The sequence below is a fragment of the Cellulosimicrobium composti genome, from assembly GCF_010287905.1.
Taxonomy (GTDB): Bacteria; Actinomycetota; Actinomycetes; order Actinomycetales; family Cellulomonadaceae; genus Cellulosimicrobium; species Cellulosimicrobium composti.
This window is the reverse complement of record NZ_JAAFAN010000005.1, coordinates 80,102-93,278: the sequence shown is the minus strand read 5'-3', so window position 1 is coordinate 93,278 and position 13,177 is coordinate 80,102. Positions and strand designations below refer to the sequence as shown.

At 76.2% G+C, this 13,177-nt stretch carries 13 protein-coding genes; 3 read left to right on the top strand and 10 right to left on the bottom strand.

Going from position 1 to position 13,177, the window contains the following annotated elements; translation table 11 throughout:
- Nucleotides 1–5: 5 nt before the first annotated feature.
- The 3 genes from GYH36_RS02555 to GYH36_RS02545 form a co-directional block, all read right to left on the bottom strand.
- Nucleotides 6–710, bottom strand: a complete 705-nt coding sequence (locus tag GYH36_RS02555) for a glycosyltransferase family A protein (protein WP_312028475.1) — start codon at nucleotides 708–710, stop codon at nucleotides 6–8.
- A 44-nt stretch (nucleotides 711–754) separates the two neighbouring features.
- On the bottom strand, nucleotides 755–1,363 hold the full coding sequence (locus tag GYH36_RS02550) for a DUF2238 domain-containing protein (RefSeq protein WP_203231494.1): 609 nt from the start codon (nucleotides 1,361–1,363) through the stop codon (nucleotides 755–757).
- A gap of 150 nt (nucleotides 1,364–1,513) precedes the next feature.
- Nucleotides 1,514–2,107, bottom strand: coding sequence for a GNAT family N-acetyltransferase (locus GYH36_RS02545; protein ID WP_024839736.1), 594 nt, complete (start codon nucleotides 2,105–2,107; stop codon nucleotides 1,514–1,516).
- A gap of 214 nt (nucleotides 2,108–2,321) precedes the next feature.
- Between GYH36_RS02545 and GYH36_RS02540 the strand changes: the two genes are divergently transcribed.
- Nucleotides 2,322–3,965 carry an NB-ARC domain-containing protein gene (locus tag GYH36_RS02540; RefSeq protein WP_024839735.1) on the top strand — a complete coding sequence of 548 codons (1,644 nt, stop codon included), beginning with the start codon at nucleotides 2,322–2,324 and terminating at the stop codon, nucleotides 3,963–3,965.
- On the opposite strand, the gene GYH36_RS02535 is transcribed toward GYH36_RS02540, so the two are convergent.
- Both GYH36_RS02535 and GYH36_RS02530 read right to left on the bottom strand, forming a co-directional pair.
- Complete coding sequence (locus GYH36_RS02535) at nucleotides 3,937–4,656, bottom strand: alpha/beta fold hydrolase (protein WP_024839734.1); 720 nt, start codon at nucleotides 4,654–4,656, stop codon at nucleotides 3,937–3,939. The two genes, GYH36_RS02540 and GYH36_RS02535, sit on opposite strands and share 29 nt — an antisense overlap.
- 89 nt (nucleotides 4,657–4,745) lie before the next feature.
- The gene (locus GYH36_RS02530; RefSeq protein WP_024839733.1) at nucleotides 4,746–5,696 is read right to left on the bottom strand and encodes an alpha/beta hydrolase; all 951 of its coding nucleotides are present in this window, start codon (nucleotides 5,694–5,696) and stop codon (nucleotides 4,746–4,748) included.
- Between the two features lie 391 nt (nucleotides 5,697–6,087).
- On the opposite strand from GYH36_RS02530, the gene GYH36_RS02525 reads away from it, so the two are divergent.
- The gene (locus GYH36_RS02525) at nucleotides 6,088–6,966 is read left to right on the top strand and encodes an RNA polymerase sigma-70 factor (RefSeq protein WP_024839732.1); all 879 of its coding nucleotides are present in this window, start codon (nucleotides 6,088–6,090) and stop codon (nucleotides 6,964–6,966) included.
- Nucleotides 6,967–6,973: 7 nt separating this feature from the next.
- Entirely contained in the window at nucleotides 6,974–7,426 is a 453-nt protein-coding gene (locus tag GYH36_RS02520; RefSeq protein ID WP_024839731.1) for a sigma-70 family RNA polymerase sigma factor family protein, read from the top strand.
- 58 nt (nucleotides 7,427–7,484) lie between these two features.
- On the opposite strand, the gene GYH36_RS02515 is transcribed toward GYH36_RS02520, so the two are convergent.
- The 5 genes from GYH36_RS02515 to GYH36_RS02495 all read right to left on the bottom strand — a co-directional run bounded on the left by GYH36_RS02515 (nucleotide 7,485) and on the right by GYH36_RS02495 (nucleotide 13,140).
- A complete protein-coding gene (locus tag GYH36_RS02515) occupies nucleotides 7,485–8,639 on the bottom strand; it encodes an endonuclease/exonuclease/phosphatase family protein (protein WP_203231493.1) in 1,155 nt (384 codons plus the stop codon).
- Nucleotides 8,640–8,797: 158 nt separating this feature from the next.
- The gene (locus GYH36_RS02510) at nucleotides 8,798–9,271 is read right to left on the bottom strand and encodes an HNH endonuclease (protein WP_024839729.1); all 474 of its coding nucleotides are present in this window, start codon (nucleotides 9,269–9,271) and stop codon (nucleotides 8,798–8,800) included.
- A gap of 292 nt (nucleotides 9,272–9,563) precedes the next feature.
- Nucleotides 9,564–9,872 (bottom strand): hypothetical protein, encoded by a 309-nt coding sequence (locus tag GYH36_RS02505; protein WP_115942579.1) that lies wholly within the window; start codon nucleotides 9,870–9,872, stop codon nucleotides 9,564–9,566.
- 19 nt (nucleotides 9,873–9,891) lie between these two features.
- Nucleotides 9,892–11,409, bottom strand: a complete 1,518-nt coding sequence (locus tag GYH36_RS02500; RefSeq protein WP_312028474.1) for an ATP-binding protein — start codon at nucleotides 11,407–11,409, stop codon at nucleotides 9,892–9,894.
- Between the two features lie 54 nt (nucleotides 11,410–11,463).
- Nucleotides 11,464–13,140 (bottom strand): NAD(P)/FAD-dependent oxidoreductase, encoded by a 1,677-nt coding sequence (locus GYH36_RS02495; RefSeq protein ID WP_162289006.1) that lies wholly within the window; start codon nucleotides 13,138–13,140, stop codon nucleotides 11,464–11,466.
- Between the last annotated feature and the right edge of the window lie 37 nt (nucleotides 13,141–13,177).

Sequence of the window (13,177 nt, the reverse complement as noted above, 5' to 3'; positions counted from 1 at the left end):
CGGGCTCAGCGCCAGCGGTCGCGCCACCGTTCCCACGGTGGCGCGACCGTCCAGTTGAGGCGCAGGGTCCGCCACGCGCGGTCCATCCGCCGGCGGCGCTGGCGCCGCCCGCGCAGCGAGCGCGCCGACACGCCGACGCGCCACGACCGGTCGAGCACCGCGCGGCGGCGCGGGCCGAGCCGGAACGACAGGTCGAGGTCGTCGTGCACCTCGGGGTCGTCGCGCACGACGGCGTCGCGCACCGCCGCCCACGCGGTGCGGCGCAGCGCCATGCACGAGCCCCACAGCGCGGTGTGCCCGAGCGCGAGGTGGCACAGCACGTAGTACGCGCCGAGGTACGCGACCGCGACGGCGGTCCGGACGCCGCGCGGCAGGTCGTGGAAGACGCCCGTCCCCGTCATCGCGTCGAGCGACGGGTCGCCCGCCATCCGGTCCACGACGCGCTCGACCCACCGCGCGTCCGGCTGCGAGTCGGCGTCGAGCCGCGCGATCACGTCGCCGCGCGCGGCGTCGTACCCGGTCGCGGCCGCGGCGGGGATGCCCACGTGGTCCTCGTGGACGATGACGGCGCCCCACCGGCGCGCGACGAGCGCCGAGTCGTCGCGCGACGCGTTGTCGACGACGACCACCTCGAGCGGCGCGACCGTCTGGCGCGCGAGGAGGGCGAGACAGCGGTCGAGCGCCACGGCGTCGTCCCGGACGGGGACCACCACGGACACCGTGGGGACCGCCCCCGTCGCCCGCGCCGCGCGCGTCACGCGCGCACCCGGGCCCGCGTCCCCGCGAGCGCGAGGACCACGCCCGCGACCAGGGAGCCGAGCAGGCCCGCGGCGAGGTCGGTCACGGTGTCCGCGTACCCGACGCCGATGCGGTCGTCGAGGAACGTGTGCCCGGCCCACTCGCCGATCTCCCAGAGGATCGCGAGCACCGCGCCCGTGCCGGTCGTCGCCACGAGCACCCCGGCGCGGGCCCGCCCGGTCCGGGCGGCACGCGGGTCCGGGACGACCCGCGTGCGGACGAGGAGCACGCCCGCGAGCGCCGCGATCAGCCCCGTGCACGCGGCGTGCACGGCGAGGTCGAGCCAGGGGACGGCCTGGTACCAGTCGAGCTGCGCGGCCCAGGTGGCGACGACGAGCGTGCCCCCGTACGCGACGTCGAGGGGCGTCGCGACGCCGAGCGCGCGCGGCACCATGGTGCCGCCGAGCACGAGCAGGAAGAGGGCGACCGCGACCGGGTCGAGGCCCACGACGGCGAGCAGCAGGCTCGCCGCCGCACCGGCGCGCACCGCGTCCCCCGGCACGAGCGCGGCGCCGGGCGCCCGTACGTCCGCGCGCTCGGCCGTGCTCGGGGCGGTGTCGTGCATCCGTGACTCCTCGGCGGTCGTGCGGCGGGGCTCACAGCGTCACACCGGCAGACCGCGCTCGCACGCCCCGTCACGCCCCCCGCGCTGTCGCCCGCGTCACCGTCGGAGACTGCTCCCGCGCCGCCGGCGCGCTCCGACGCCGCGTCAGGGTCACGCCGCGCGCCACTCCTCGGCCAGGAGCGCGTACGTGACGCCGTCGACCCAGCCGAGGTCGCGGTGGAGCGAGTCCCGCACGCTCACGCCCTCGCGCCGCATGCCGACGCGCTCCATGAGGCGCCACGACGGCTGGTTGGCGAGGAACGCGTTCGCGACGACGCGCCGCAGGCCGAGGTCCTCGAAGCACACGCGCAGCAGCGCGCGCACCGCCTCGGTGGCGTACCCGTGGCCCTGGTGGGCGGGGGAGAGCGCCCAGCCGATCTCCGCCTCGTCGAGCCGGGGCCGGTCGGGGACGTCGCGCTGCGCCCACCCGTCGCGCACCGCGAGGTACAGGTCGCCGACGACCTCGCCGTCGTGCTCGACGACGAGGGTCGTGGCGAGCCGGTCCGGCTCCGCGTGGTGCTCGCGCCACTCGTCGACGTCGGCGAACCGCTGCGTGAGCCAGCGGTCGACGTCGGGCAGGCGGCGGTAGGCGAACAGGGCGTCGGCGTCGTCGGGGCGGGCGCGGCGCACGGACAGGCGCGGCGTCCCGACGGGCCAGGCGACCTGGCCGAGGACGTCCGGACGGGTCTCGGTGGTGTCGGCCATGGGCACCACCCTGGCACGCGCGGCGACGCGGATCGAGGGGTTTGCGCGCCGGACGTCCGTGCCCGCGCGTCACACGCCGGGCGGGCTCGCGGTCGACAGGGTGACAGGGGCAGGCGCCGGCCGCACGCAGCGGGGGCACCGCGAGAGACCGCCGAGACCCGGCGGCGCGGCCCGGCCGGCGCGCGACGACCACCCGAGACGACCCGAGGCGCGCATGGACACCGAAGCGCTCGGTCCGGCGGTGCGGCGGTTCCGGCTCGCCGCCGACCTCACGCTCGAACGGCTCTCCGAGCTGTCCGGGGTGAGCGACCGTGCTCTCAGCGACATCGAGCGTGGCGCGGCGCTCGGCCCGCAGCACCGGACGATGGTCGCCGTCGTCGACGCGCTCGGCCTCGACGACGAGGACCGGGCGCTCGTCCTGCGCGCGGCGCGCGAGGGCCGCCGCCGCTCCCGGCCGGAGCCGGGGTGGCGACTGCCGCTGCCGCGCGGGGCCGCGGACTTCACGGGTCGCGAGGCCGAGCTCGCGCGCGTCGCCGCGGCGCTGCGCGCCCGCCCGGGTGCCCCGCCGCCCGTCGTCCTCGTGACCGGGCCGCCCGGGTACGGCAAGACGAGCCTCGCCGTCCGCGCCGCGCAGCACCTCCAGGCGGAGTTCGACGACCTGCTCTTCCTCGACCTCGCGGGCACGACGCCCGACGCGACGACGCCCCGTGCCGTCGTCGCGCGGCTCGTGCGGGCCCTCGGCGGGACGGGGGCGCGCGCCGCGGACGACCCGGCGCGGCTGCGCGCTCTCCTCGGGCACCGGCGCGTCCTCGTCGTGCTCGACGACGCGCGCGACGAGGCGCAGGTGCGCGCGGCGCTGCCCGCGGACGGCCCCGCGGCGGTGCTCGTCACGAGCCGGCGGCACCTCGAGGGTCTTGAGGACGTCGTGCGCCTCGACCTGGAACGGCTGCGGCCCGCCGACTCGCGCGCGCTGCTCGAGCGCATCGTGCCGCGCCACCAGGCGTCCCGCGCCGACCTCGCGCGCCTCGCCGCGCTGTGCGACGACGTGCCCCTCGCGCTGCGGATCGCGGCGAACCGGCTCGCGAGCCGCCCCACGTGGACGGTCGACGGCCTCGCCGAGCGGCTCGCCGTCGCCGACCGCCGCCTCGACGCCCTGGCCGCGGGCGACCTGTCGGTGCGTGCCGCGATCGCGCTGTCGTTCGACCAGCTCGGGCCCGCCGCGCAGCGGCTGTTCCGCCGGCTCGCGCTCGCGGACGGGCTCGACGTCGGCGCCGGGCTCGCCGCGACGCTCGCCGAGGAGTCGTTGCGCACGACCGAGGAGCTGCTCGACGAGCTCGTCTCCCTCAGCCTGGTGCGCGCGGTCGAGCGCGACCGGTACGCGCTGCACGACCTGCTGCGCCTCTACGCGCTGGGCGAGCTCGCCGCGGCCGAGACCGCGCAGGAGAGCGCCGCGGCCCGTCGTCGCGCGGACGCCTGGCTCCTGCGCACCACGGCCCGTGCCGCGCGCTGGCTCGAGCCCGGTGACCCGGGCGAGGGTGCGGCGGACCCCGGTGACGTCGCGGTGCTCGCGACGCGCGAGGAGGCGCGCGCGTGGCTCGTCGACGAGGCGCCGAGCTGGTTCGCGGCGCTGCGGCGCGTGGCCCGTGGCGGCGACCCGGCGACCGTCGTCGAGGTCGCCCGGACCCTGCACCGGTTCCCGGGGCTGCGGCACGCCTGGGGCCGCGGTCCCGGCGCCGCGCGCGTCCTCGACGACCGCGCGACGCCCGCGCGCGCCGCGGACGACGGCGGCCCCCGTCGCCGGGACGACGGGGGCCGCGTGCGTCGGCGTGTCAGGCGACGGCCTCGACAGCCTCGATGATCGTCGCCGCGACCTCGGCGGGGTGGGAGACGGACAGCGCGTGCGAGCCGCCGGTGACGCCCGTCGTGCTGCGCGACCCGGCGCGCTCGGCCATGAAGCGCTCGAGCTCGGCGGGGATGTTCCTGTCCTCCTCGCCGTAGACGAACCACGACGGGACCCGGCGCCACGCCGCCTCCGCGCCGGGCAGGCCCTCGCTCAGGGCGAGCTCGGTGACCGGGCGCTGTTCGGCGGCCATGACGACCGCACGCTCGGTCGGCACGTCGGCCGCGAACTGGGTCGGGAACGCGTCGCCGCGGATCCGCAGCTCGTTGCCGCCGCTCGTGAGCGGGTAGCCGATCAGGGTCTCGCCGAGCGTGCTGCCGGGGAACTTCTGCGACAGCTGGAGCGCGGACTCGCCCGTGTCGGGCGCGAACGCCGCGACGTAGACGAGCGCCTTCACGGCGTCGTTGTCCGCGGCCGCGCCGGTGACGACGATGCCGCCGTAGGAGTGCCCGACGAGCACGACGGGACGGCCGATCGCCGCGATCACGTCGCGCACGTACTCGGCGTCGCCCGTGACGGAGCGCAGCGGGTTGGCGACGGCGACCACGTCGACCGACCGCGCGAGGAGGCGCTCGACGACGCCGTCCCAGCTGTCGGAGCCGGCGAACGCGCCGTGGACCAGGAGGACGATGGGCTGGGTGCTGGACATGAGGGTCCTTCTCTCTTCGGGATGGTGAGGGTGGTGCGGGCGCGGCGCCACGGCGGGCCCGCGGCACGGCGGCGCGGGTGCGCGGCCGGTCAGAGGGTGCCGAGCGCGGTGCGCAGCACGTGGACGGCCTGCTCGACGGCGGCCGTCGCGGCCTGCGTGGGGCGCAGCGGGTTGAGCATCATGAAGTCGTGGATCGTGCCGTTGTAGCGCAGGCTCGTCGTCGGGACGCCGGCCTGGAGCAGGCGGCGCGCGTACGCCTCGCCCTCGTCGCGCAGCACGTCGTTCTCGTCGACGACGACGAACGCGGGCGGGAGCCCGGCCAGGTCGTCGAGCGACGCGCGCAGCGGTGAGGCCGTGATCTCCTCGCGCCGGTCGCGGTCCGGCAGGTAGCTGTCCCAGAACCAGGCCATGGCCCGCGCGGTGAGGTGCGGGCCGTCCTTGAACTCCCGGTAGCTCGCCGTGTCCTGCGCGGCGTCCGTGACGGGGTAGTAGAGCGACTGGTGCACGAACGTCACGTCGCCGCGCTGCTTGGCCAGCAGCGTGAGCGCCGCCGTGAGGTTGCCGCCCACGGAGTCGCCCGCGACGGCGAGCCGCGACGCGTCGAGACCGAGCGCCGCGCCCTGGGTCGTGATCCAGCGCGCCGCGGCGTACCCCTGCTCGAGCGCCACCGGGTAGCGCGCCTCGGGGGAGCGGTCGTACTCGACGAACGCGACCGCGGCGCGCGCGCCCACGGCGAGCTCGCGCACGAGCCGGTCGTGCGTGACGGTGCCCCCGAGGACCCAGCCGCCGCCGTGCATGTAGAGCACGACGGGGAACGGGCCGCTCTCGCCGCGCGGCGTCAGCACGCGGACGCGCACCGACCCCTCGCCGGCCGGGACGGTCACCCAGGTCTCCTCGACCATCGCCTTCTCGACGAGCTGCGACTGCAGGTCGTCGAGCACCTTGCGGGCGCGCTCGGGGCCGAGCTCGTCGACGAACGGGGGCGTCGCGACGGCGTCGGCGAACGCCTGCGCCTGCGGCTCCAGGACTGGTTCGCTCATGGTTCTTCTCCTTCGGTGCGGTTGCGGTGATCCCCTGCTCCTCCAGCGTGGGGACGCCCGGCCGGGGGCACCACGAAGAACCCACGCAGGAGTCGGGGCCGGGCGGCGTCGTGTCACACACGCGCCGCGCGCGCGGTCGGACGGGGTGCGGCACGCGCGCCGGGCGGGTCCGGTCGAGTCGCGAGGCAAGAGCGGGAGCACCGGGTTTCAGGCGGCCCCACCCGGGGGTACGCGCCCAGCAGATCGCGGCTGGTCCCATACGCCGCCGGACCCGCCCGGCCGTCGCCGCGCCCGGCGCTGTCACAGATCGGGACGCTGCCCGGTCGCACGGGTGAGCCTCGTCCGTCCGGCCGGGGTGACGACGGCGCGAGGGGCGACGAGGATGACAGGCGTGGACGGACCGACGGCGGACCTCGCGACCGCGGAGCAGCAGTTCAGCGCCGCGCGGCGCCGCCTCTTCGGGATCGCGTACCGGATCCTCGGCAGCGCCGCCGAGGCGGACGACGTCCTGCAGGACGCGTGGCTGCGGTGGCAGACCTACGACCGCTCCACGGTGCGCAACCCCGACGCCTTCCTCACCACGACGACCACGCGTCTCGCGATCAACGTCGCCCAGTCCGCGAGGGTGCGCCGCGAGACGTACATCGGCCCGTGGCTGCCCGAGCCCGTCGACACGAGCGCCGACCCGACGCTCGGCGCCGAGCGCGGCGAGGCGCTCGAGGTCGCGCTCCTCATGCTGCTCGAGAAGCTCACCCCGACCGAGCGCGCCGCGTACGTGCTGCGGGAGGCGTTCGACTACCCGTACGAGCAGATCGCCGAGATCATCGGCCACACCCCGGCGAACGTGCGCCAGCTCGTCAGCCGTGCCCGCCGCCACCTCGGCGAGGAGCGCCGCGCGCCCGTCGCGCCCGAGGCGCAGCGCCGCCTCCTCACCGCGTTCGTCGCGGCCGCGAAGGCGGGCGACGTCGCCGTCCTCGAGCGGCTCTTCGCCGAGGACGTCATCTCCTACTCCGACGGAGGCGGCGTGGTCCGCGCCTCGAAGGTCCCCGTGGTGGGCCGACCGCGCGTGGCCAAGTACCACCACGCGTTCGCCGAGCGCTTCTGGGCGGGCGTGGACGTCGAGCCCGCGGACGTCAACGGCTACCCGGCCGTGCGGCTCTCGCGCGACGGCGAGCTGTTCGCGGTGCTCACGGTCCGCGCCACGACCGCGGGCATCGACCGCGTGCTGTGGATGATGAACCCGCGCAAGCTCGCGGCCCTGTCCGCGTAGGCGCGGCGTGAGCTCACGTCGCAGCGGACGAAGGGGTCGGCGCGACGCCGACCACGCGACGCACCAGCGCGTCGTCGAGGCGCTCGCGGCCGCGTCGCGCGCCCAGGACCGGGACGGGGTGCGCGGGCTGCTCGACGGCACGGCGACCCTGTGGGTCGACGCCACGGGGAGCGACGAGGCGACCCCGGGCGTCGTCGAGGGCGCCGACGAGACCGCGCGCGCCCTGTGCCGGGTGCTGCGCCCGGGCGAGGGCACGGACGTCGTCGTGCGCTCGGTCAACGGCGTCGCCGGGCTCGTGGTGCGCCACCACGGCCGCGTCACCGGCGTGGTCAGCGTCGCCGTGCGGTCCGGCCGCGTCGCCACGGCGTGGGCCGTGCTCAGCCCGGCCAAGCTCCGGGCCTGGAACCGCGGCGACCAGGGGCCGGGCGTCGCCGCGACGGGCGGCGACACCGCGGTCTAGGGTCGCGTGCCTCGACGTGCTCGGCGCGCTCGACGGCCCTGACGCCGCCCGCGCCGGCTCACACGAGGTCGACGTCCGCGAAGAGCGCGGCGTGGTCGGACGCGGCGTGCGAGGGCGCGGTCATCGTGTCGTAGTGCGGGAACAGGGTGCCGTGCGTGCCGCCCCACACGCCCTTGCGGAAGACCGACCCGCCGACGGTGCGCTCGAACAGCGCGGGGGAGAGCAGCACGTAGTCGATCTTCTGGCTCGCGGTGCCGTTGCCGTACGTGCCGGGCCGGCCGTCGCCGCGGAACGCGGGGTGCTCGCTGACGTCGCGCAGGTCCGTCCCCCGGAGCAGGGGGCGCAGCGGCGTCGAGCCGGGCGTGTCGTTGAGGTCGCCCACGACGACGACGTTCTCCTCGCCGCGCGCCCGCAGCGCGGCGTAGATCGCGGCGGTGCGCGTCGCCTGGCGGCGCCGGGTCGCGTCGGACTCGGACTGCGTCCCGTACCCCTTGGACTTGAAGTGGTTGACGAGCACGGTGAGCGTGCCGCCGCCCGGCAGCTCGACGACGTACTCGGGGCAGTCGCGGCCGAACACGAGGCGCCCGCGCGAGTCGCGGTCGTCGACGTGCGAGCGCACCGACCCGATCCGGTACGGGCGCGTGGTGAGGACGCCGACGTCGATGCCGCGGTCGTCGTTGCCGTCGATGACCATGACGTGGGGGTAGCGCGGACGCCCCGCCCGGGTGACGCCCGCGTCGGTGAAGTGCTTGAGCGCGACCCGGTTCTCGGCCTCGACGACGGCGAGGACGTCGGCGCGGACGTCGGTGACGACGCGCGCGGTGTGCACCATGGCGAGCTCGTCGACGCGGTCCTTGACGAGGTCCACCCAGCCGACCCAGTCGCCGCGCCCGTGCGCCACGACCTCGGTCCGCGCGGTGCCGGCGGCCACGGACCCGGTCCGCCGCACGAGCCGCCCCCGGACCTGCCGCAGCACGGCGAGCGCCGCGGCGTCGGAGCGCAGGAGGCCGAGGGTGCCCAGGTGCTCGAGGATCTCCGCACGCACCTCGGGCCCGTACGTCTCCTCGGCGAGGAGGGCGTTGACGCGCGCGTGCGCGGCGAGCACCGCGTTGCCGCCGGTGAGCGGTCCCGCCATCGCGCGGGGGCGCTCGAAGAGGTTCTCGACGTTGAACGTCCCGATCCGGACCGTCGCCATCGTGGTCTCCCGGTGCACGGCCCGGGCTCCCGGGTGGTCGCGGACGCGGGCCGGCTCTACCGGGAGGGAGGGCCGTGCGGCGCGGTCCGGGACACGCCGACGGCGGCGCCCGGCCGGTGTCACCGCCACCGGCGGGGCGGCTCGGGGCCGGGCCGGCGGACCGGCCCGGCAGCTCGTCAGCGTCGGCGCGGGGCGGGCGCCGACGGGTAGATGTCGCGGAACGCGGGCTCGAACGGGCGTCTGAGCAGGCGCAGACCGGCCTGCTCGGGCGTGCGTCCGCCCTTGGCGGCGTTGCACGGCTCGCACGCCGCGACGGCGTTGAGCCACGTCGTCGTGCCGCCCTGGCACCGCGGGACCACGTGGTCCATGGTCGTCGCGGTCCCGCCGCAGTACGCGCACCGGTACCGGTCGCGGCGCAGGAGCGCGGCGCGCGAGTACGGCACCCGGCCCTGGCGCTCGTACACCCAGCGCGCGTGCACGTACCGCACGAGGGCGACCGACCGCGGGCGCTGGTACGGACCGAACGTCTCGCCCTCGACCGCCTCGAGCACCTCGGCGACGCGCCGGTGGAGCATGCGGATGGCGTGACGCAACGACACGCGGCCGAGCTCCTGGCTCCCGCCGAGGTTGTAGATGACCACCTCGCTCATCGTCGCGCCTCCTGTCGTTCACGGGCCGGGACGACGAGAGCCGTCCCAGGACGGTGCCCCAGGACGGCTCAGCAGGTGGACGACGCGCGTCGTCTACCTGGAGAGCGGCCTTCGGGACGGGTCGACGGACCACGGGTTCCTCAACGGGTCCACCTTCCCTCACCGGTCGTCATGGTCGAGCGTCCGGGCGATGTCGACCGGACGCCATGAGGCTATGCCCGCGAGCGCGCGACGTCCACGGTTTTGCACCGGCACGTCGCGGGCGCGGCGGTGCCGGGTCGGTCCCGCCGGGTCAGGAGCGGCGGCCGCGCAGCGCGATCACCGGGCCGGAGAACAGCGCGATGCCGAGCACGAAGCCGACGTCGTACCAGTTCCCGTCGTTGTCGACCTCGTAGATGCTCACCGTGTCGGTGAAGAGCGACACGACGAAGCTGACCGGCAGGATGATGCCGTGCCACAGGCCCCACCAGAACCCGTAGCCGGCGGGGTTCTGGTCGGGGTTGGGCCCGGCGGCGCAGGCTCCCAGGAGCAGGAGCCCGCCGACCACGAGGGCGGCGACGGCGAGGCCGCGGGGTGCGCCGCGGCGCGCGGGTGCGTTCATCGGTGCCACGTCCTTCTCGTCAGTCGAGCGCGGGGGGTGCGGCGGCCGGCGGCGCCGGCTCGAGCGGGAGGTGCACGACGAACCGCGTGTCGCCCGGGACGGACGTCACGGTGAGGTCGCCGTGGTGCTTGTTCACGACGATCCGCCACGAGATGTCCAGGCCGAGCCCGGTGCCCTGCCCGACGGGCTTCGTCGTGAAGAAGGGCTCGAAGATGCGTGGCCGGACGTCGTCGGGGATGCCCGGCCCGGTGTCGGCGATCTCGACCTCGGCGTGGTCCTCGACGCGGCGCGTCGTGACCGTGAGCGTCCCGCTGCCGCCCATGGCCTGCGCGGCGTTCTCCACGAGGTTGGTCCACACCTGGTTGAGCTCGGCCGCGTACACCGGCACGGGCGGGAGCGTCGGGTCGTAGTGCCGCACGACGTCCACCCCGGTGAGCACCTGGTCGAGCATCGTCAGGGTCGAGTCGAGCAGCTCGTGCAGGTCGACGGGCCGGAACGGCGCGCGGTCGAGCTGGGAGTACTGCCGGGCGGCCCCGACGAGGGAGGAGATCCGCACGGTGGCGTCCTCGATCTCCGCCATGAGCTGCTCGGTCTCGATGGTGTACGCGATCCAGCTCACGGTCCCGGGGAGGGCGCCGGCGTCGACGCGCTCCGCCGCGCGGTCGAGCCACACCTCGTCGATCCCGGCCTGGACGAGCGCGGGCGAGACGCGCCAGCCCTCGGGCAGCCCGTGGTCGTCGAGCCAGTCGGTGAGGCGGTCCTCGAGATCGGACGTCTCGAGCGCGCCCACGGCGTCCGCGGTGCGCGTGTCCTGGTAGCGCTCGAGGGCGGCCTCCTGCAGGCGGATGACCTCGGCGAGCGTCGCCCGGTCGAACGGGCCGTCCGCGATGAGCGCGAGCTTGTGCCGCATCGCGGCGACGCGCTCGCGCAACGTCCCCGTCGCGCGCACGGCCGCGGCGGCGGGGTTGTTGAGCTCGTGCGTGAGGCCCGCGGACAGGGACCCGAGCGCGAGCAGCCGCTCGCGCTGCCCGACGACCTGCTGGGCGTCGCGCGTGCCCCAGAACACGCCCTCGAGCAGGTGGACCGCCATGGGGAACCACTCGGTCATGAGCTTGGCGAAGTCGTGCGCCTCGAGCACGAAGAACCGCGACGGCTCGAGCGCGCGGGCCGAGTGCAGGTAGGTCTGGGGGAGCCGGTCGCCGAGGTAGGCGTTCCACGCGCCCAGGTACACCCCGACCTGGCGGGTGCGCGAGACCTCGACCTCGTCCTGGCCCACGCGCCGGTAGAGCGCGACGCCCCCGTCGAGCATGACGTAGAACGCCTCGGCGGGCGCGCCCTCGTGGAAGAGCCAGCCGGCGTCGTGCCGCTCGACGTGCCCGGTCGCGCACAGCCACGCGAGCTGGTCGTCGGTGAGGTGCTCGAACAGGAACGTGGCGCGCAGCTCGTCGACGTCGCACGGCATCCAGCCCCGCGCGGCCGCGGCGGCGCGGGTGCCCGCGGCGGGCGGGGTGGTGGTCGGGTCCTCGGTGCTGGTCACGGTGCGCCTCCGGTGGTCGGGTGCGGGTCGCTCGAGGGTCGGTGCGGTCGGGGGTCAGAGCTGTTCGAGGTAGCGGTGCACGAGCATCACGGCCATGGCGCCCTCGCCCACGGCGGACGCGACGCGCTTGGCGGACTCCGAGCGCACGTCGCCCGCGGCGAACACGCCGGGCACGGACGTCTCGAGGTGGTACGGGGGACGGTCGAGCGTCCACCCCGACGGCGGGGCGCCGTCGTGCAGGAGGTCCGGCCCGGCGAGCACGTACCCGCGCGGGTCGCGCGCGACGACGCCGTCGAGCCAGTCGGTGCGGGGCGCGGCGCCGATGAAGACGAACGCCCAGCCGCACTCGACGAGCGTGGTCCGGCCGGTGTCGAGGTCGTGGAGCTCGAGATGCTCCAGGTGGTCGTCCCCGGACGCGGCGACGACCTCGGTGCGGGTGAGGACGCGCACGCGCGGGTGCGCCTCGACCTGCTCGACGAGGTACGACGACATGGAGCGCGCGAGGGTGCCGCCGCGCACGACGAGCGTGACGCGCTTGGCCTCGCGCGCGAGGTAGAGCGCCGCCTGGCCCGCGGAGTTCGCGCCCCCGACGACGTACACCTCCTGGTCGTGGCACGCCGTGGCCTCGGTGAGCGCCGACCCGTAGAACACGCCGCGCCCCACGAGGTCGCCGAGACCGGGACCGTCGAGCAGCCGGTAGGACACGCCGGAGGCGAGGATGACGGTGTGCGCGTCGATCGCCGTGCCGTCGGGGAAGCGCACGCTGCGCGCGGGCCCGTCGACGTCGAGCTCGACCGCGTCGCGCGTCGTGACGATCTCCGCGCCGAACCGCACCGCCTGGCGCCGGGCGCGCTCGGCGAGCTGGGCCCCCGAGATGCCGTCGGGGAAGCCGAGGTAGTTGTCGATGCGCGAGCTCTGCCCGGCCTGCCCGCCCGTCGCGGTGCGCTCGACGAGCACGGTGCGCAGGCCCTCCGACGCCCCGTACAGCGCCGCGCTGAGCCCGGCCGGCCCGCCGCCCACGACGACGAGGTCGTAGAAGTCGGCGGTCGGGCGGGTCGCGAGCCCGACGCGCTCGGCGAGCGTGGCGTCGTCGGGCGCGACGAGGGCCTCGCCGTCGGGCGTGACGACGAGGGGGAGCGTCGCGGGGTCCGCCTGCGCGGCGGCGAGCAGCCGCGCGCCCTCGGCCGACTCGGACGGGTACCAGCGGTAGGGCACGCGGTTGCGCGCGAGGAACTCGCGCACCTGCGACGAGCGGGCCGACCACCGGTGCCCCACGACGACGGTCTCCGCGGGCCGGCGCCGGTCCGTGGCCGACCACGCCTCGAGCTGGGCGTCGACGACCGGGTAGAGCTTCTCCTCGGGCGGGTCCCACGGCTTGAGCAGGTAGTAGTCGAGGTCGACGACGTTGATCGCCTCGATCGCCGCCTCGGTGTCCGCGTAGGCGGTGAGCAGGACGCGGCGCGCGGCGGGGAAGAGGTCCATCGCCTGCTCGAGGAGCTCGACGCCCGTCATGCCGGGCATCCGGTGGTCGGCGAGCACGAGGGCCACGTCCTCGCCGCGCAGCGCGAGCTCGCGCAGGGCGTCGAGCGTTGCGGGGCCGGACTCGGCGCGCACGATCCGGTAGCGGTCCCCGTAGCGGCGGCGCAGGTCCCGCGCGACCGCGCGCGACACCCCGGGGTCGTCGTCGACGGTGACGATCGCGGGGCGGGTCGTCGCGACGGTGGGTTCCACTCGGCCTCCTCGGCAGCCACGGACGGGCGAGTGCCAT

Excerpts from the sequence above, each read along its gene's own strand:
- GYH36_RS02550 (WP_203231494.1), bottom strand. The coding sequence starts at position 1,363 with ATGCACGACACCGCCCCGAGCACGGCCGAGCGCGCGGACGTACGGGCG.
- GYH36_RS02545 (WP_024839736.1), bottom strand. The coding sequence starts at position 2,107 with ATGGCCGACACCACCGAGACCCGTCCGGACGTCCTCGGCCAGGTCGCC.
- GYH36_RS02540 (WP_024839735.1), top strand. The coding sequence starts at position 2,322 with ATGGACACCGAAGCGCTCGGTCCGGCGGTGCGGCGGTTCCGGCTCGCC.
- GYH36_RS02535 (WP_024839734.1), bottom strand. The coding sequence starts at position 4,656 with ATGTCCAGCACCCAGCCCATCGTCCTCCTGGTCCACGGCGCGTTCGCC.
- GYH36_RS02530 (WP_024839733.1), bottom strand. The coding sequence starts at position 5,696 with ATGAGCGAACCAGTCCTGGAGCCGCAGGCGCAGGCGTTCGCCGACGCC.
- GYH36_RS02510 (WP_024839729.1), bottom strand. The coding sequence starts at position 9,271 with ATGAGCGAGGTGGTCATCTACAACCTCGGCGGGAGCCAGGAGCTCGGC.
- GYH36_RS02505 (WP_115942579.1), bottom strand. The coding sequence starts at position 9,872 with ATGAACGCACCCGCGCGCCGCGGCGCACCCCGCGGCCTCGCCGTCGCC.